The sequence below is a fragment of the Hymenobacter sp. BT559 genome (genome assembly GCF_016427535.1).
GTDB lineage: Bacteria > Bacteroidota > Bacteroidia > Cytophagales > Hymenobacteraceae > Hymenobacter.
In genome coordinates this window covers 1-18,774 of the sequence record NZ_JAELXV010000007.1, presented here as the reverse complement: position 1 = coordinate 18,774, position 18,774 = coordinate 1, and the positions used below count along the sequence as shown (strand labels likewise).

Sequence of the window (18,774 nt, the reverse complement as noted above, 5' to 3'; positions counted from 1 at the left end):
TTCCCCAGCTCCTACCCTTATGAAAGTTGAAATCTGGTCCGACGTGGTGTGCCCCTTCTGCTATGTGGGCAAGCGCAAGTTTGAGAATGCCCTAGATCAGTTTGCGCACCAAGTCGACGTGCAGGTGGAGTGGAAAAGCTTCCAGCTCACGCCCGACTTTGTGCCCGTGCCCGGCGAAAGCATCCACGCCTCGCTGGCCAAGAAGAAAGGCGTGTCGGAAGCCGAAGGCCGCCGCATGGGCGACCAAATGACGCTGATTGCCAAAGAAGTGGGTCTGAACTACGACTTCGATAAGACTATTCCGGCCAATACGTTCCTGGCGCATCAGCTCATCCATTTTGCTGACCACCAAGGCCAGCAAGGCGCCATGAAGGAGCGCCTTTTTGCCGCGTACTATCTCGAAGGCCAAGACATCAATCCTATTGACAACCTGGTGAAGCTGGCCGCCGAAATCGGCCTCGATGCCGACGCTGCCCGCCAAGCTCTGGAGGCTGGCACCTACGCCAACGAGGTGCGCCGCGACGAGTACGAAGCCCAGCAAATTGGCGTGCGCGGCGTGCCGTTTTTCGTCTTCGACGATAAATATGCCGTGTCGGGCGCCCAGCCCAGCGAGGTATTTGCTGAAGTGCTGGCCAAGGTCTGGGACGAGGCCCACCCCAAAGCTCAGCCCACCGTGCTGGTCGATGGCCCCGCCTGCGGCCCCGACGGCTGCGACTAAGCCCTAGGCACTAGGCGCGCTAGGACAAGCTCAGTAGATGTTTCGTCTCTGCTTGATGCGCAAAATGCACTGCATGACAACCTTTATTTAAGTTACGGCACCCTAGGTACCCTCCGTGGCTCGTTGCTATTCGCAGCGGGCCACTTTCGGTTCGGCCCGTGCCGGCAAGCGGGTTCTGCTTCATAGCTTCGCCACGCGAGTGCGTGTATGCTTGCTTTAGGTGGCGGGGTTTTCTACTTGACTTCGCTTTTTGGCTTTTGGTTATGATGAGGTTTTTCCCTACTAAAAAACAACGCGGGGCTGCCCGGGCGGTACGCTGGCTGGCGCCGCTGCTGACCCTAGGTGGCCTGGCGGCCTTTCGCTTGCCCGCCGACGACAACCCCGTGCGTGTGCTGGCCGAGCGCGTGGCCAATTTCTACGCCACCGTTAGGCCCGAGAAGGTGTACCTGCACCTCGACCGCCCGGTGTACGGCACCGGCGAGACCATCTGGTTTAATGCCTACCTAGTAGATGCGCTGCGCCACCGGCCCGACTCGCTGAGCAAAGTATTGTACGTGGAGCTGCTTTCGCCGCAGCGCCAGCTGGTGGCGCGCCGCACCCTGCGCGTGGCACCGGGCGGCCTCACCAACGGCGACATCGAGCTCGATGACACCCTGCGGGCCGGCACTTACTTGCTGCGTGCCTATACCAACTGGATGCGCAACCAGGGCCCGAATTTCTTTTACCAGCGCCAGCTGCAAGTGTGGCCCGCCGCCCCCAAAGATGTAGCCGCCGGGGGCGCGGCCCCGGCTACCGCCACCCGGCCCGCCACCGCCCAAAAGACGGTTGCTGGCAAGGTCGATGTGCAGTTCTTCCCCGAAGGGGGCAACCTAGTAGCCGGGCTACCAGCAGTTGTAGGGTTTAAGGCGCAGGCGGCTACCGGGCGCGGCGCTAGCATCAGTGGGCAGGTGCTCGATGCACAAAACAAGCCCGTGGGTGCGGCCTTCAAAAGCCAGCACCTAGGCATGGGCCGCGTGAGCTTTACGCCCGCGGCCGGCCAGCGCTACCACGCCCGCGTAACCTTGGCCGACGGCACCACGGGCGACTACCCGCTGCCAGCCGTGCAGCCCAGCGGCTACTCCCTGCACGTGGTTGACAGCGGCGATGCCTTTGATGTAGAGGCGCGCTACGTGGGCGCCACCCCGCCCGGCCCGGCACTGCTGCTAACGGAGGTGCGCGGCTACATCATCGGGCTGGCCCCGCGGCCGCTTTCCTCCGATGGCAAGCCCGTGAGCTGGCACGTTCTCAAGTCTAAATACCCGAGCGGCATTGCGCACTTCACGCTTTTCAATGCTCAGAGCCAGCCCCAGGCTGAGCGCCTGGCCTTTGTGCAAAACGGCCCGGCCGCGTTGCGCATCACGCTCACGGCCGACAAGGCCGCCTACGGCATCCATGAGCGGGTGCTGATGAAGGCGCAGGTGACCGATGCCAGCGGCCAACCCGTTACCACCCGCTTTTCGGTAGCCGTGGCCGAGCAGGGCGCCGCTACCCTCGACCCCACCGCCGACAACATCGCCTCCAACCTGCTGCTGACTTCTGACCTGGCCGGTTACGTAGAGGCGCCCGGCTACTACTTCAATAACCCCACGCCCGAAACCACCCGCGCCCTCGATGACCTGCTGCTGACCCAGGGCTGGCGGCGCTTTGTGTGGAAAGACCTGCTGGCTGGCCCCACCCCCGCGCCCCAGTATGATATAGAGCAGGCGCTAGCCTTGCGCGGGGTAGTCACGGGCATGGGTCACGCTCCCATTCCCAACAGCCAGCTCACGTTTATCCAGAGCAAGCCGGTGCGGCAGTTTCTCACCGGCACTACCGATGCGCAGGGCCGTTTCAGCTTCGTGGGCTTCGATGGCAAAGACACGGCCGTGGTGACGCTGCAAGGGCGGCGCACCAGCGGCGGCACCAACGTGACCGTGCGCCCCGACCTAGGGGCACCCACTACAGGCATTCCCCTGCCGGGCCTGCCCAACATCGCCAACCCCACGCCTGCCGTGGCCGACTACCTCAAGCGCAGCCGCCAGCAGCGCGTGACCGAGCTCCAGAACATGCCCGACGATGGCCTGCGCAACGTGCGCCTGGCCGACGTGGCCGTGACCGGCCAGCGCGAGCGCAGCGTGATTCCGGCCAACGATACCCGGCGCCTGATTCCGGGTGTGGTGGCCAACACCGTTATCAACTTTGCCGATATGCCGGCGGCGCAGTCGGGCATTCCCATTTTCTCGCTCCTGCAGGGCCGGGTGGCGGGCCTCACCATCAGCGGCAGCCCGCCCAACCAGAGTGTGCAGATTCGCAACTCGGGCACGCCCCAGTTTATTCTGGATGGCCAGCGCGTGGAGGCTGATGTGATAAACACCATCAACTCGACCGATGTAGAAGCCGTGGAGGTGTTCAAGGGCAACGAGGCCGCCATCTTCGGGGCCAGCGGCGGGGCCATTGCCGTGTACACCAAGCGCGCCAATAAGAACTACAAAGCCCCCCCTGGGCCAGGCACCAATACAAATTCTGGGCTGATATCCGTGAAGCTGCCGGGCTACTACGAGGCCCGCGAGTTTTATCGCCCCCGCTACGGCGCGCCCGTGCTCAATGCCCCCGAAGCTGACCCCCGCCGCCTCACTATCTACTGGAACCCGAGCCTGCAAACCGACTCGAAGGGCGAAGTCGAGTTCACCTTCTACACCGCCGATGGCAGTGGCAACTACCAAGCCACCGCCGAGGGCCTCACCCTCACTGGCGAGCCCGGCCGCGGCACTGGCACCATCTACGTGGCGCCCAAGCGGTAGCCGCTACGCTACTTCAGCAAAAAGCCCTTCTCACTAGCTGGTGAGAAGGGCTTTTTTGTAAGCTGATGCTGCCTAGGCTGCTACCGCCTCCTCAGCTCCTAGCTCTACCAGTAGCTGCTGGGCCATTTGCACGCTCCGGATGCCGTCGATGCTCACTTGCAGCTTGTCTTTCTGCTCCTTCATGCGGGCCGTGCGCGGGTGGGTTTGCACAAAGTTGAGAATGCGCCCAAACCGCTCACCCTGGAAGTAGGCCTCGGTGCCCGGCCCGGCGGGCAGGTAGGCGCGCAGGGTTTCGCGTTTCAGCGTCACCTTTTCGATGCCCAGCTTGCTGGCCAGCCAGCGCAGCTTCACCACGTCTACCAACACCTGCACTTGCTCGGGCAGCGGGCCGAAGCGGTCCACGATACTGTCTACCAGCTTCTTGAGCTCCTCAGGCTTTTGCGCCCGGTCGAGCTTGGCGTACAGCTGCAAGCGCTCCGATACGTTATTCACGTAGGTGTTCGGTATGAGCACTGGCAGGTCCGTTTCAATCTGCGTTTCCTTGGGCCCGCTATTGAGGGCGCCGGCCGCGTGCTGCAGGCGCTGCTGGCTGGTGCCAGCTGTGCCCTCACCCAAAAACAGGTCGCGGAACTCGGTCTCTTTCAGCTCTTGCACGGCCTCGTCGAGCACTTGGTGGTAGGCCTCGTACCCTAGGTCGTTGATAAAGCCCGATTGCTCGCCGCCCAGCAGGTTGCCCGCACCCCGGATGTCCAAGTCGCGCATGGCCACGTTGAAGCCGGCCCCTAGGTCCGAAAATTCCTCCAAGGTGTTCAGGCGCTTGCGGGCGTCGGCGGGCAGGTTGGCCACGGGCGGCGTCAGCAGGTAGCAGTAGGCCTTGCGGTTCGAGCGGCCCACGCGACCGCGCATCTGGTGCAGGTCGCTGAGGCCGGTGAGGTGCGCGCGGTTGATAATGATGGTGTTAGCGTTCGGAATATCCAGCCCGCTCTCGATGATGTTAGTGGCGACCAGCACGTCGTACTCGCCTTCCATAAACTTCATCATGCGCTTTTCGAGCTCCTCGCCTTCCATCTGGCCGTGGGCTACGGCCACACGGGCGTTGGGTACCAGCCGCAAGATGGTAGCGGCCATTTCCATGATGTCGGTGATGCGGTTGTGCACAAAAAAGGCCTGCCCGCCGCGCTTCAGCTCCCGCGCAATGGCGTCGCGCACAATGGTTTCGTCAAATACGTGTAGCTCAGTTTGCACCGGCTGGCGGTTGGGCGGCGGCGTGGCAATCACGCTCAGGTCGCGGGCCCCCATCAGGGAAAAGTGTAGCGTGCGCGGTATCGGGGTGGCCGAGAGCGTGAGCGTGTCCACGTTCACCTTGATTTCCTTGAGCTTGTCCTTGGTCTTGACACCGAATTTCTGCTCTTCGTCAATAATCAAAAGCCCTAGGTCCTTGAATTGCAGCTTCTTGTTGGTAAGCGCGTGCGTGCCGATGAGAATGTCGGTTTTGCCCGCCGCCACGCGCTCCATCGTTTCCTTCACTTGCTTGGTCGTCTTGAAGCGGTTGATGTACTCCACCGTCACGGGCAGGTTGGCCAGGCGGTCGCGGAAGGTTTTGTAGTGCTGCATGGCCAGGATGGTCGTGGGCACCAGCACCGCTACCTGCTTGCCGCCCGCGGCCGCCTTAAACGCCGCCCGAATGGCAATTTCTGTCTTGCCAAAGCCCACGTCGCCGCAGACCAGCCGGTCCATGGGGTGCGGCTGCTGCATGTCCTGCTTCACGTCTTCGGTAGCCTTAGCTTGGTCGGGCGTGTCCTCGTAGATGAAGCTCGACTCTAGCTCGGCCTGCAAAAAGTCGTCTTTCGGAAACGCGAAACCTGGTGCGCTCTTACGCTTGGCATACAGTCGGATAAGGTCGGCGGCAATATCCTTGACCTTCTTCTTAACCGACTTTTTCTTGTTCTCCCACTCCGGCGAGCCCAGCTTGCTCATGGTGGGCGGCGAGCCCTCAGCCCCACTGTACTTCGCAATTTTGTGCAGCGCGTGAATGCTCACCGTCAGCACGTCGTCGTCGCGGTACACTAGTCGGATGGCCTCCTGCACGTGCCCGCCAATCTCAATCTGGGTTAGTCCCGCAAAGCGCGCAATACCGTAGTCCTGGTGCGTCACGTAATCGCCCGGCTGCAAGGTCTTCAGCTCGCGCAGGGTCAGCGCCTTCTTCTTTGAGAACTTGCGCGTTTCCTGCGCTCGGTAATAGCGCTCAAACAACTGGTGGTCAGTATATACTGCTAGACCTAACTGCTCATCCACGTATCCTTCGCGCAAGGCGATAAGCAAGTGCTGAAACTGTACGTTGGGGTCCAGTTCGTCGAAAATCGTGCGCAGCCGGTCGGCCTGTCGCACCGAGTCGGCCGCGATAATGGTCGTGAAGTCACGCGTCTTGTTTTCCCGAATATTCTTCAGCAGCCGCTCAAAGTCCTTGTTGAAGCTCGGCTGCGGCTTGGCCGTAAACTGAAATTCCTGCGCGTTCTTGAAGTAAAACCGCTTGCCAAATTCCACAATCGCGTACTCGTCTAGGCACTTTTTCAAACTCTTGCCCGCCTCAAACAAGTCGCCCGGCTTCGATACTATCTGCATGCCGCCAGCTTCTTCCAGCAAGCGTTGGAAGTTGCTCTCAGCCTTGTCAAACAGCTCGGTCACCACGTCCAGGGTCTGGCGCATGTCCTTCACCCATAGGCAGCTCGTGCGGGGCAAAAACTCCAGAAACGACTCGCGCCGCTCTTGCAGCAGCTTGGTTTGCACGTTCGGGATGATGCTCACCGACGTGCGTGGCTCCACCGACAACTGCGTTTCGGGGTTGAAGGTGCGGATGCTTTCAATCTCGTCGCCAAACAGCTCTAGGCGGTACGGCAGCTCATTGGCGTAACTAAACACGTCCACGATACCGCCGCGCACCGCGTATTGCCCCGCCTCATACACAAAGTCGGACTTCTCGAAGTCGTACTGCCCCAGCAACTCACCTAGGAAATTTACGTCCAGCTTATCGCCCACCTTGGCTGAGAAGGTGTTCTGTACCAAGCTTTGGCGGTTGATAACCTTCTCGCTCAGCGCCTCCGGATAGGTCACGATGAGCGGAGCCACCCCTAGGGCCGCCACGTTGGCTTGCCGGCTGGCGTTGAGCTGGTTAAGCACCTCAGCCCGCATGAGCACGTTGGCATTTTCCGTTTCGTCAAACTCATACGGCCGCTTGTATGAGCTCGGGAAAAGCAGCGCCTCCGGCCCATCGGGCAGCAGGTGGCGCAGGTCGGCCATAAAGAGCGCGGCCTCGTCCTTGTCGTGCAAAATGAATACGTTGGGGTGCGCGTGGTGAGCCGCGGCGGCCACCACTACCGCATCTTGCGAGCCTACTAAGCCGCGCAAGTGCAGGCGCAGCTCGCCGCCCCGGGCCGCGTCGTCGGCCGGGCGGGCCGCATCGGCGGGCTTGTAGGCCGCCAGCAGGCGGGCGCTGAGGGTTTGGATTTCGGCGTCGAGGCGGTATAAGCGGAGAAAATCAGCTACTTGCACAGGATAGGGCTATCAAACAACTAAAAGCGGCTAGCCCGGCCAGGGACTATCCCGGTCGGGCAACTGCGAGAATACTGCTACGGCAGCCCGAAGGTTTCTGCCGTACCTTAGACCAAAATTATTAGTAATGGCTGTTTTTGCTAACCACAATCTTCTTAAAGTAGTGTCCTAAGCCTTCCGTTTAATACCTAAAATGTAATTAAAGCCACAATTTTTAGTAAATGTGCTAGTCACTGTAGCGGCAAGTTGAAAGCCTAAGAAAGGGAATTAAGCTATACCCTAAGTGCCCGATGGCAAGGCTAGGGCCGTCACACAGACCTAAGCCCCTTGGCTCGCAAAGAGTCTCTTTAAAAATTATAAATTATACACTGTTAGATAATTGCGCGGTTCTGCTCACTTGGCCATTGGCCTCATTACGGGCGTGGCTATTGCGGGCCTCGTGCCCGGTATTCCCTTCTCGCTGCCCGGTATTGCGCTAGCTGGCTTCTCTGCCCTTGCCCCCGACCTCGACCACCCTGAAAGCCGCCTGAGTAAGCGTTTGGGCTTCACGCATGGCTATGTGCGCTGGGCGTTTGGGGGCGTAGCATTAGCGCTGGCCGCCTACGCCTACTTCCAATTGCGGCCGGGCCCCGACCAGCGCCTGAGCTACACCGCCGCATTGGCTTTTGGGCTGCTGGGGGTGGCCTTGCAGGGCGGCTCGGCCCGGCGCCTGGCGTTACTGTTCACCGGTTTGGGCACTGTGCTGATAGGACTTTATGCACAATTTTTATGGCTAAGTTTACTCGGTACTTTTATCGCGCTGGCGCCATTTACGTCGCACCGTTCTTGGACACATACAATTTGGGCCGCCGCACTTTGGACCTATATCGGCGACCTGGCCAATCGCAGCCTAGGGTGGCACGGCATAGCCTATTTTGCGGGTGCTGGATATGCGTCTCATCTTCTGGCTGATACGCTTACAAAATCTGGCGTGCGCTGGCTGCTGCCGCTCACCGACTTCAGTTTTAAAATTCCGCTGCTGAGCACCGGGTCCAAATCTGGCAATGTGATGGAAGCCGCCATTTGCCTGGGGTATGGCCTGCTGGTGCTGGGCTTAGTAGTCGGTCACCTAGGGTTTTAAGCGCTAAGAGTTGCGGTTATCGGGGTAACCTATTAGTTTCGCGTTGGAACGAGTGGCCGGCTGGAGCGAAAGTAATCTAACGTGAACTATAGAGTGCAGTCAAGTTTTGGCTGTAGGCTAATCATTATTATCTGATTTATAGTTAGTTGCTTGCGCTGTTTCGAAGCCGTCAACAATTTATCCTGCTCTGCATCAATAATTCTCTACCCCCCACTTAATACCCCAATTTTTATGAACCAGATGAATAGCCCCCTCATCCGGGTCGGCGTTTTTTACGACGGCAATTATTTTCTTAAGATTAGCGATTATTATTATTTCCAGCACGAGCGCAAGGCCCGCATTAGCCTCGAAGGCCTGCACGAATTTATCCGCCACCAAGTAGCTGAGGAAGAAGATGTTGATGTGCGCCTGGCGCAAGTAACTACCGCTCATTTCTTCCGGGGCCGCCTTTCTGCTACCGAAGCCCGCGACAAGGACCGTTTGTTCCACGACCGCCTGCTCGACGATATTCTGATGAACCTAGGGGTGTGCACGCACTACATGCCCCTCAAAACCCGCGACGGCCGCCTGCAGGAAAAAGGCATCGACGTGTGGCTGAGCCTCGAAGCCCTCGAAATGGCGCTGCACAAAACCCTTGATGTGGTAGTGCTTATCGCTGGCGACTCCGATTATGTGCCCCTCATCCGTAAGCTCAACACCGTGGGTACCCGCGTGATGCTGCTGAACTGGGATTTCAAATACGAAGACTTTAAGGGCGAAACCCGCGTGACGCGCGCCTCGCAGCACCTGCTGGAGCAGGCTACCTACCCGGTGGCTATGCACGCCGTCATCGACCGCGGCTTGCAGGAGCAAGACGAAGTGGTAGAGAACATGTTCGTAACGCAAAGCGAGCCCGCGGCCTTTGCGCCTTCTACGGCTGGCTTTAGCTACAGCAGCACCCCGGCACCAGCCCCTGCTGCTGCCCCCAGCGCTGGCGCTGCGCCTACAGCAGCAACTGCGGCTGCCGCGCCGCGCGTCATTCGCACTAGCGGCCCCACGGCGGCTGGCCCGGTAGGCACGGTAGGCATCAGCACTATCAAAAACCTGAAGAATGGTTTTGGCTTCGTAGTAATGCCGCCCAATAACCTGTTTTTCTCGTACGCCGACTTGTCGGAAGGTGACTTCAACGACCTACGCGAAGGTGACTGGGTAGAGTTTACGGTGGGCCGCAACCACCGCGACGAAGACTGCGCCCGCAACGTGCGCAAAGTGGCCGCCCCCAACCTGACTGGCGACGAAGATGCTGACTACGAGCCTGCTTCGGTAGGCCAGGCCCTCAGCGCTACGCTCTAGGGTACACTGTTTTTTAGTAAGAGAGGGCCCGGGGCGCAAGCTTTGGGCCCTCTCTCTTTGGTAGCCCGCGCCGCTCGGGGGCTACCTAGGGAAGCAGGGCGCCCAGCTCGCCGAGGCGCTTGCCGGCCGGGTAGCGGTTGAAGGTGCCTAGGCCCTGAGCCACGACTCTGTCGCCGGGCTTGCCGGCTTCTTGGCAGTAAATAGTGCCACTGCACACCACCAGCGACTTGCCCGCGTGGTCGACCTGAGCAGTGGCGCGCAGTTCGTCGCCGAGGCGCACGGGGTGCAAGAAGTTGATTTTGAACTCGACCGTCGATACCAGCTCGCCCGTGGTGAAGGCCAGCGTGAGGGCCGCGGCCCCGAGCACGGCATCCATGAGGCCGGCCAGCACGCCGCCGTGCGCCACGCCCGGCGACGAAAGGTGTTCGGGTTTAATGACCATGCGGTATTCGGCTTGGCCGGGTGCGGGTACGCTCAGTGTCATGCCATTGGCTTGGCCGTAGGCATTAATGCGGTTGTAGCCCGCTACCAGGGCGGGCCACTCGGGGAAGGGGTGGATGGACATCGTAATGCAAACTAACGTAGAAAGCCCACCGCCTAGGTGCCGCTAGATGCACTTGGCCAGGCTAAACCCACTTACCTTTACCCAAAATTCATGCAGCGGCTCAGGCAACTGCGTGCTTCCTCAGTTATCGTCATGCCTTCCTTCGACATCGTCAGCAAAGTAGACCCTCAAACGCTGGAAAACGCCGTGAATACGGCCAAGAAAGAGCTAGCCACCCGCTACGACCTCCGCGACACCAAGGGCGGCATGGAGCTAGACAAGAAAGCAAACACCATTTTGCTCAGCTCCGAAAACTCGATGCGGATTAAGGCGCTGGAAGACATCTTGTTGGCTCGGATAGTGAAGCAAGGTATCGACGGCACGGCGCTCGACTTTACGGCCGAGGAGCAGCCTAGCGGCAACCTAGTGAAGAAAACCATCAAGGTGCGCGCTGGAGTGGACAAAGAAGCGGGCCGCAAAATCATCAAGACGATAAAGGATAGCAAAATCAAGGTTGAGGCCCAAATGCAGGACGACCAGATTCGGGTCACCAGCAAGAAAATAGACGACCTGCAAGCCGTTATCGCCCTCCTGCGTCGCACCGACAACGGTCAGCCGCTGCAGTTTGTCAACATGAAATAGACCGCAGATTATAACGGATTTAACGGATTTCGCAGATACGCCCGGCTGCGCCGGGCTGACTGTGTGGTTTGTTTTGCCGTTTTAGCTGCTAGCAAGACTTGTTTTTTATATAATTGCTTACTTACCAAATCGAGCTAGGAGTCGAGTGAGGTAGTTCGCTGAATTACATCCGCCTAGTCAGCCCGCCAGAGGCGGGCGTATCTGCGAAATCCGTTAAATCCGTTATAATCTGCGGTCTATGTACGACTTTTCCGCTTTTACCCATGCTGCGGCTTGGGTTAGCTTGCTCACCCTCACGCTGATGGAGATTGTGCTGGGGATAGATAATATCATTTTTATCTCTATCACCGTCAACCGCTTGCCCGAAGACCAGCAGACGCGGGGGCGTACCATTGGCCTGCTGCTAGCGCTGCTGTTCCGCATCGGCTTGCTGCTGAGTATCTCCTGGATAGTAGGGTTGCGCTCGGCACTGTTTACCCTGCCGCTACCGTGGCTCGATGAGCCCTTCCCGGTAAGCGGGCGCGACCTGATTTTGCTAACGGGCGGCCTGTTCTTGATGTACAAGAGCACCACCGAGATTCATACCAAGCTGCAAGGCGAGGAGGAAGACGAGAATGCGGCGGGTAAAGGCAAGGCCACGCTGCCCCAGATAATCTTCCAAATCATTATCATCGACATCGTCTTTAGCTTCGATTCCATCCTCACCGCCGTGGGCCTGGTCGACAACGTGCTGGTGATGATAGCCGCCGTTATCTGCGCCATGGGCGTGATGCTGGCCTTCAGTGGCGTAGTGGCCAACTTCGTGAATAAAAATCCCACTATCAAGATGTTGGCGCTCTCGTTCCTCATCATGATTGGCTTTATGCTGGTGATGGAGGCCGCCCACAAGGAAATCGAAAAAGGCTACCTCTACTTCGCCATGGCCTTCTCGCTGATAGTGGAGCTGCTGAATATGCGCCTGCGCAAGAAATCGAAAGCCGTGCCGGTGCAGCTGCGCGATTCGCGCTACGACTAGCCCCTAGGTACCCTAGCTGAAATCCCACCGGACCAAGCGACCCGGTGGGGTTTTTTGTGGCCCTAGGTGGGGCGATGCGCTATTGTGTGGGGCCAGCCGACAGCTCGGACAAGCTGCTTAGTACGCGCTGCTCGGCTAGGTCGAGCAGGCGGCGATTCAGCTCGTTGCGGTGCTGGCGGTAAAAGGCCAATTCTTCTTGGGTGAAGAGGCCGCAGACTAGGCCTGTGAGCGTGGCGCGCAGGCGCACGTTGCGCGTGAGCAGCTCGGTGAGGGCGGGGCGCAGGGTGGCTTCGGAGGCACCTAGGGGCAGGCGGTAGTCGAGGGCTACATCGGCCACGGTGGCCAGCAGCATCGTGTGCTGCAGCTTGAGCAGCGGGCGCAGCACCTGGTGCTGAAAGTCGGCAACGGTGGTGGGGGTAGGAATGGCGGGCGGCTGGCCATCTACGTGAGGGCGCAGGGTTAGCAGGGCAGCATCGGGACGGGGGAGGGGCGTGGGTGTAGACATAGCCCACTTGCATACGGCCCTAAAAAAAGCCCGGCCGAAGCCGAGCTTTTTTTAGGTGCACCACGAACCCTGGGTTGCTTAGCGCTGAATGGTCACTTTGGTAGTGTAGGTGCCGCTGGTGGTGCTCACGCGCACCACGTAGATGCCGGGGGCGAGGTGGCTGGTGTTCAGCTCCACGCCGCGCTGCTGCATTTGGGCCACGGGCACCGTAGCGGGCGCCAGCACGGTTTTGCCGAGCAGGTCTACTACCGTCACGTGCATGGGGGTGGTGCTGCTAAGCTGCGTGCGCACCGTGAGCCGGTCTTGGGCCGGGTTGGGGAAGGCTTCGAGGGCGCTGCTCACCACGGCGCTGTTTTGGTTGGCCAGCACTACCACGTTGGCGCGAGCTGGTAGGTCGAAGGCTTCGGCAATGCCCGTGAACACGGGCAGGCCATTGAGGCGGTCACCGGCCTTGGCGCTGTAGCCCATGCCCCGGCGCGCAAACACGTTCCAGATAAGGTCGGAGTTGGCCCCGCGGTTGGTGAGCGAGTCGGCGCGCAAAATGGCATCGCGGCCTTGCAGGAAGCCTGGGTTGCAAGCCTGAATCTTGCAAGCATCTAGCACCAGGCGCAGCGCCTTATTGTTGCCGCCCGTGCTGCCGTAGAGGTCGCTGTTGTAGCCGTACTTATAAATGAACTGCCAGTTCAAATCCCACAGCGTTTCGGCCCAGATTTCGCCCAGCGAGTGCGACTCTTGGTACGGAAAAGTATTTGTGGCTGTCGGCGTTATAATGGCGCCGTAGGTCAGGTTGTTGCGCGTGAAGTTGGTGGAGTAAGGCTTGGTGCGAATACCTGGGCCGGCCGCGTTAGTACCACCTTTCACATAGTAACCTAGGTACCGAATAGCGCTGCCATCATCGCCGGGCTTGGTCGTCATCCAGAGGGCGAAGAAGTCGCTCCAGCCCTCGCCCATGACCTGGGTGTAAGAGTCACCGTTGTTGTAGGTCTGAGTGGCGCAGCTCGCTGAGTTGTAGGGCGTGCCCGTGAGGCGGTTGCTGATGCCGTGGCCGTACTCGTGGGCAATAATGCCATTGTCGAAGGAGCCATCCCAGTCGGCGAAAGTCGTGACTTTGGCGCAGCCTACGCCCACCGTGCCCCCCGTGAGGGCAGCTTTAAGGCGTGTGCCGAGCACCCCACTGATGCCAATGGCCGGGATGGTGACGGTGGCATCGGTACCCCCTAGGCCGATAGGGGCAGTGCTGTTGGGGTCCGAGTCGTAGATGATGGCGCCAATAGCACCGGCGGCCTGGGCAAACTTCACTTTATCAGAGAAGTTATTGGAGGCCGGGGCCGTGCAGCCGCCACGCATGATGAGGGCAATGTTGCCGGCGAGGGCCGCCGCGTTAGTAGGCGCCGCGCACGAGTGAATGCCATCATCGGCCGACACGCCATCATTGACGGGGACAATGTTGCCGCACAGACCGTTGGGCAGCGACGAGATGCTCGGGCCAAAGCTGGCAGTGCCAAAGGCGTAGCTGCCAGCCACCGTGCTAGGTGCCGTGATAGTGAGCGCGCTCGATACGTTGTCCCACAGGTACATCTGCATGGTGGGCATGCTACCGTCGAGGGGCGTCGAGAAGTTGGCGTTGTTGCGGCCAGCACCATCCTGGGCTTCGGCCCGCACAGGGTCGAGGGCCCGGCCGCTGGTGGTAGCGTTCTTGTACTGAAAGTTGCCGGAGACCTCGTCGAAGCCGTGCGCCAGCATTACGTCGTGCACCATGTTGTTCACGTAGAACAAGTTGGTGGTGGCCGCGCTTAGGTTGTTGCGGGCGCCCGCAGCCTGGTCAAACGGAAAATCAAAGTCCAGCGTCGCGCTTCCGTCGGGCGAGGTCGTTGATGAATTAAAATTGGCCGTGCTGGCGCCGCTGGAGGTGCTGCTGTTGTCGTCGTAGGCGGCCACGTTGTTGCCACGCGTCAGGTACTTGTTGGTGCTCAAATACGAATACGTATCGGCAAACGTGCCGTTGGGCGCCTGCGACACCTGCCAGCCGTAGGGCGAGTAGGCCGAGCCTACAGCGGCCAGCGGCACCGCTTGCCGAGCGCCCTCCTTCGGGTTTTCGAGCGGAAACGGAAAAGCCGTCAGGCTATTGGCGGCCGTAGTGCCGGTGGGCTCGAAGGTAGCTGCCGGGGCTTCTACGTTGCTAAACGCCAATGCTTGCTGCTGCTGGTGCTGCGCACGCTGCGTATACTGGCCAAAGGTGGCCTGCTCGCTCACAGTGTAGTCGTTCTTGTCAACCAGCCGGCCGGTTTGGGCATCCACGCGGGCATTCCAGTAGTGCTGCTGGTCGAGCTGCGCAATGGTCACGTTCCAGGCCAGCACCAGCTTGCCATTGACGCGCGCATACAGCAGGCGCACCGGAATGTCGGTTTCCGAAATGCCGCCGTTGTTGTACACCAGGCCATCGGCCACGCGGGCCTCGTTGAGCAGGTGCAGGCCCACCGGCCGGGGCAGGCCCAAGGCCACAGCCGCGGCCGTCACGGCCTGCTCGGGCGTGAGGGTAGGAGTGGGCGATGGCGCCAGCTTGGCGGCGTCGGGCACAAAGTCTTGAATAGCAAATAGAACCTTCCCCTCTTTGTCGGTGTGCACAGCCCCGGTGGCGTTGAATACCACGAGGCCATTAACCCGCTGCTGCAGATAAGTGTGCGTGATGCCCGTGTTGGCGTCGACCGTAGTGCTCGTGACGAGTGGGCTGGCTACGTCGGCCGAGCTCAGGCCCTGCGCTTTGGCCCGGGCCGCAAAGGCCGACAGGGCCGGGGTGGGAGCCGGCTGCTGCGCCGCCGCCCAACTGGGGGCCACCAGCGCCGCGGCCAGGACAAGGGTTCGGCAGTCCAACGAAGTAAAGGACAATGACATAGAAGAGGGTAGAGGTGAAGACTAAGAGGGGTAGTGTCCAAAGATAACCGTATTTTGCACAATATCCCTACTGCTTTATCTGGGCGGTAAGGCGCCTCCGCAGAGGCTTTTTACTTAGGTAGGGTACCCACTTTACTGAAACACCGCCAGCTTGCTGAGCACGTCCCAGAGGACTACCCCAGCCGCCACACTCACGTTGAGCGAGTGCTTGGTGCCGAGCTGCGGAATCTCCACGGCAGCATCGCAAAGGGTGAGCACCTCATCGTCGACGCCAAATACCTCATTGCCCAGCACTAGGGCCAGTGGCCTACCTAGGGCGGGCTGGAACTGTGGTAGCAGTACCGAACCGGTAGTTTGCTCCACAGCCACGAGCTGGTAGCCAGCGGCTTGTAGCTGTTGGGCGGCCTCTAGGGTGGTGGGCGTGTGCGTCCAGGCCACCGACTCGGTGCTACCTAGGGCCGTCTTCGTGATTTCGCGGTGGGGCGGCCGGCCCGTGACGCCGCAGAGGTAAATATGCTCGAGGGCAAAGGCGTCGGCGGTGCGGAATACAGCGCCTACGTTGTGCAAAGAGCGCACATTATCAAGCACCAAAACGACCGGGCTTTTGGGCGTAGCTTTGAAATCGGCCACGGGCAGGCGGTTGAGTTCCTGCATGGTGAGTTTGCGCATAGAAGTAGCGCGAACTTTGTCGTTCGCAATAAGGGTTTTTAGTTCCGGCACCCCTTGCCCAGCTTTTGCTGGCGGGAAGTGCCGACCAATTTGTTAGCTTTTACAAAAACGCGAACCCCAAAGGTCGCGCTCCGCTCTGTGTCTACTGCTTCTGCCCCCGCCGCCCAGTCCTCCAAATTCGCTATTAAGTCGCTGGGGCCCGACCATATCAAGCCCGACGCGGTGGCCGATACGCCGCTCATGCGCCAATATTACCAGCTCAAGCAGCAGCACCCCGGCGCGGTACTGCTGTTTCGGGTGGGCGACTTCTACGAAACTTTTGGCGAAGACGCCGTGACGGCGGCCCGCATCTTAGACATTACGCTTACCAAGCGCGGGGCTGGCACGGCCAGCGAGGTGGCGCTGGCGGGCTTTCCGCACCACGCCCTCGACAACTACCTGCCCAAGCTGGTGCGCGCCGGCCAGCGCGTGGCTATCTGCGACCAGCTTGAAGACCCCAAACAAGCCAAGGGATTAGTAAAGAGGGGCATCACGGAGCTCGTGACGCCCGGCGTAAGTCTGCACGACAACACCCTGGAGCGCCGCCAAAACAACTACCTCGCCGCCGTGCACTTCGGCAAAACCGAGGCGGGCATCTCGTTTCTGGATATCAGCACCGGCGAGTTTTTGGTGGCGCAGGGCACGGTAGACTACCTAGGGAAGCTGCTGCAAAACTTCCGGCCTGCCGAAGTGCTGTTTTGCAAGAAAAGCCGCCGTGACTTCGACGAACACTTCGGTCCCGATTTCTGCACCTATGCGCTCGATGAGTGGGTATTTGGCCACGACTACGCCCACGATACCCTCACGCGGCACTTCCGTACTACCTCGCTCAAGGGCTTCGGCGTCGATGCCATCCGGGAGGGCGTCATTGCGGCGGGCTGCATCTTGCACTACCTCGCCGAGACTAAGCATACGGATATTCAGCACGTAGCTAGCCTAGGCCGGCTCGAAGAAGATAAGTACGTGTGGCTCGACCGCTTCACGGTGCGCAACCTAGAGCTGGTGCAGGCCCAGCACCCCGGCGGCGTGCCGCTCATCGAGATACTCGACCAGACCCTGACGCCGATGGGCGCCCGCCTACTGCGCAAGTGGGTGGTGCTGCCCCTCAAGGAAGTAAGCCAGATTCAGCGGCGGCTCGATACGGTGGCCGCCTTGGTGGCCGACCCCGAACTGCTCGAAGCAGTGCAAACCCAGCTGCGCCCCATCAACGACTTAGAGCGCCTCATCTCGAAAGTGGCCGTGCGCCGTGTGAACCCTAGGGAGCTGTTGCAGCTGGCGCGGGCGCTGGAAAGCATTGCGCCGCTGCGCGAAAAGCTGGCCGCCTCGGGCGTGCGCGCCCTGGAAAAGCTGGCCGACCAGCTCAATCCTTGCACCACGCTGCGGGCCGAAATTCAAGCGAAAATCCGGCCCGATGCGCCGCTGCTCACCAACCAAGGCCACGTGATTATGGACGGCGTAGATGCTGAGCTCGACGAGCTACGGGCGCTGGCCTTCTCGGGCAAGGACTTCTTGCTCAAAATGCAGCAGCGCGAGCAAGCGGCTACCGGCATTACGTCGTTGAAAGTGGCTTATAACAAGGTGTTTGGCTACTACCTTGAAGTAAGTAACGCTCACAAAAGCAAGGTGCCCGCCGAGTGGATTCGCAAGCAAACGCTGGTGAACGCCGAGCGCTACGTGACCGAGGAACTGAAGACCTACGAGGAAAAGATTCTCAACGCCGAGGAGCAATTGTTTGTTATCGAAGCCCGTATCTACCAAGAGGTTGTGCTAGCGGCGCTTGACTTCGTGAGCCAAGTGCAGCAGAACGCCCGCGCCGTGGGCGTGCTCGACTGCCTGGCCTCGTTTGCGGCCACGGCGCGGCAGCACCGCTACGTGCAGCCAGTGGTAAACGACGGGCCGACGCTCGACATCAAGGCAGGCCGCCACCCGGTGATTGAGCGCGGGCTGCTGCCCGGTGAGAGCTACATTCCCAACGACATCTGCCTCAACCAGGACGAGCAGCAAATCGTGGTGATAACCGGCCCTAACATGGCCGGTAAGTCGGCGCTGCTGCGCCAAACGGCACTCATTGTGCTGCTAGCACAGGTGGGTTCATTTGTGCCCGCCGACGCGGCGACCATCGGGATTATTGATAAGATTTTTACCCGCGTAGGTGCTTCCGACAACCTGAGCAAAGGCGAAAGCACCTTCATGGTGGAGATGACCGAAACGGCCAGCATCCTCAACAACCTCTCGGACCGCAGCCTGGTGCTGATGGACGAAATCGGGCGCGGCACCAGTACCTACGACGGCATCAGCATTGCGTGGGCCATTGTGGAGCACTTGCATAACACGCCCAAGGCGCGCGCCAAAACGCTGTTTGCCACTCACTACCACGAGCTCAATCAGCTTGCCGACGACTGCCCTAGGGTGCGCAACTACAACGTGGCCGTGCAAGAGGCCGATGGTCGTGTGCTGTTCTTGCGCAAGCTACGGCCGGGCGGCTCCGAGCACAGCTTCGGCATCCACGTGGCGCGCATGGCGGGCATGCCGCCCGCCGTGGTGCTGCGCGCCAACGAAATCATGCACCACCTAGAGCAGGAGCGCACCCAAACCGGCGTGCCCGACGCCGTGGACCCCACCGCGCCCACCGACTTCGACGACGTGCTCGTGGGCCTCGACGAGGCACCTAGGTCGGCCCAGCCGCGGCCCCGCGCCACTACCGCTATGGCCACGCGGCCCACGCTCCAGCTCAGCATGTTCGAGCCCGGCGACCCGAAGCTAGAGCAGCTACGTGAGCTGATGCAGACGTTGGATATCAATACGCTAACACCCATCGAGGCGCTGCTGAAGCTGCAGGAGTTGAAGGGCTTGGTGTAAGGCGAGTCATAGCGAGCGCATGACCCCACCCCCGGCCCCTCTCCCGGAGGGAGAGGGGCCGGGGGTGGGGT

12 protein-coding genes are annotated in these 18,774 nt (G+C 60.4%); 7 read left to right on the top strand and 5 right to left on the bottom strand.

Features of this window, described 5'->3' with window-relative positions; translation table 11 throughout:
* Positions 1 to 19 precede the first annotated feature (19 nt).
* Together JAO77_RS19885 and JAO77_RS19880 are read left to right on the top strand one after the other, a co-directional pair.
* A complete protein-coding gene (locus JAO77_RS19885) occupies positions 20 to 718 on the top strand; it encodes a DsbA family oxidoreductase (RefSeq protein WP_198992195.1) in 699 nt (232 codons plus the stop codon).
* Positions 719 to 981: 263 nt separating this feature from the next.
* Positions 982 to 3,537 carry a TonB-dependent receptor plug domain-containing protein gene (locus tag JAO77_RS19880; RefSeq protein WP_198992194.1) on the top strand — a complete coding sequence of 852 codons (2,556 nt, stop codon included), beginning with the start codon at positions 982 to 984 and terminating at the stop codon, positions 3,535 to 3,537.
* A 72-nt stretch (positions 3,538 to 3,609) separates the two neighbouring features.
* Here the strand turns inward: JAO77_RS19880 and mfd are convergent, their stop codons facing one another.
* Entirely contained in the window at positions 3,610 to 7,086 is a 3,477-nt protein-coding gene (gene mfd, locus JAO77_RS19875) for a transcription-repair coupling factor (RefSeq protein ID WP_198992193.1), read from the bottom strand.
* Between the two features lie 379 nt (positions 7,087 to 7,465).
* On the opposite strand from mfd, the gene JAO77_RS19870 reads away from it, so the two are divergent.
* Together JAO77_RS19870 and JAO77_RS19865 are read left to right on the top strand one after the other, a co-directional pair.
* The gene (locus tag JAO77_RS19870; RefSeq protein ID WP_198992192.1) at positions 7,466 to 8,206 is read left to right on the top strand and encodes a metal-dependent hydrolase; all 741 of its coding nucleotides are present in this window, start codon (positions 7,466 to 7,468) and stop codon (positions 8,204 to 8,206) included.
* 231 nt (positions 8,207 to 8,437) lie between these two features.
* Positions 8,438 to 9,538 (top strand): NYN domain-containing protein, encoded by a 1,101-nt coding sequence (locus JAO77_RS19865; RefSeq protein ID WP_198992191.1) that lies wholly within the window; start codon positions 8,438 to 8,440, stop codon positions 9,536 to 9,538.
* An 85-nt stretch (positions 9,539 to 9,623) separates the two neighbouring features.
* Here the strand turns inward: JAO77_RS19865 and JAO77_RS19860 are convergent, their stop codons facing one another.
* On the bottom strand, positions 9,624 to 10,103 hold the full coding sequence (locus tag JAO77_RS19860) for a PaaI family thioesterase (RefSeq protein WP_198992190.1): 480 nt from the start codon (positions 10,101 to 10,103) through the stop codon (positions 9,624 to 9,626).
* A gap of 132 nt (positions 10,104 to 10,235) precedes the next feature.
* On the opposite strand from JAO77_RS19860, the gene JAO77_RS19855 reads away from it, so the two are divergent.
* A complete protein-coding gene (locus JAO77_RS19855) occupies positions 10,236 to 10,724 on the top strand; it encodes a YajQ family cyclic di-GMP-binding protein (protein ID WP_198992189.1) in 489 nt (162 codons plus the stop codon).
* A 238-nt stretch (positions 10,725 to 10,962) separates the two neighbouring features.
* Positions 10,963 to 11,739, top strand: coding sequence for a TerC family protein (locus tag JAO77_RS19850; RefSeq protein WP_198992188.1), 777 nt, complete (start codon positions 10,963 to 10,965; stop codon positions 11,737 to 11,739).
* Between the two features lie 79 nt (positions 11,740 to 11,818).
* Here the strand turns inward: JAO77_RS19850 and JAO77_RS19845 are convergent, their stop codons facing one another.
* The 3 genes from JAO77_RS19845 to JAO77_RS19835 form a co-directional block, all read right to left on the bottom strand.
* Positions 11,819 to 12,244, bottom strand: coding sequence for a hypothetical protein (locus tag JAO77_RS19845; RefSeq protein WP_198992187.1), 426 nt, complete (start codon positions 12,242 to 12,244; stop codon positions 11,819 to 11,821).
* 78 nt (positions 12,245 to 12,322) lie between these two features.
* Entirely contained in the window at positions 12,323 to 15,136 is a 2,814-nt protein-coding gene (locus tag JAO77_RS19840) for a M36 family metallopeptidase (RefSeq protein ID WP_198992186.1), read from the bottom strand.
* Between the two features lie 132 nt (positions 15,137 to 15,268).
* Positions 15,269 to 15,805, bottom strand: coding sequence for an RNA methyltransferase (locus JAO77_RS19835; RefSeq protein ID WP_198992185.1), 537 nt, complete (start codon positions 15,803 to 15,805; stop codon positions 15,269 to 15,271).
* Positions 15,806 to 16,045: 240 nt separating this feature from the next.
* On the opposite strand from JAO77_RS19835, the gene mutS reads away from it, so the two are divergent.
* Positions 16,046 to 18,703 carry a DNA mismatch repair protein MutS gene (gene mutS, locus JAO77_RS19830; protein WP_198992420.1) on the top strand — a complete coding sequence of 886 codons (2,658 nt, stop codon included), beginning with the start codon at positions 16,046 to 16,048 and terminating at the stop codon, positions 18,701 to 18,703.
* Positions 18,704 to 18,774 lie beyond the last annotated feature (71 nt).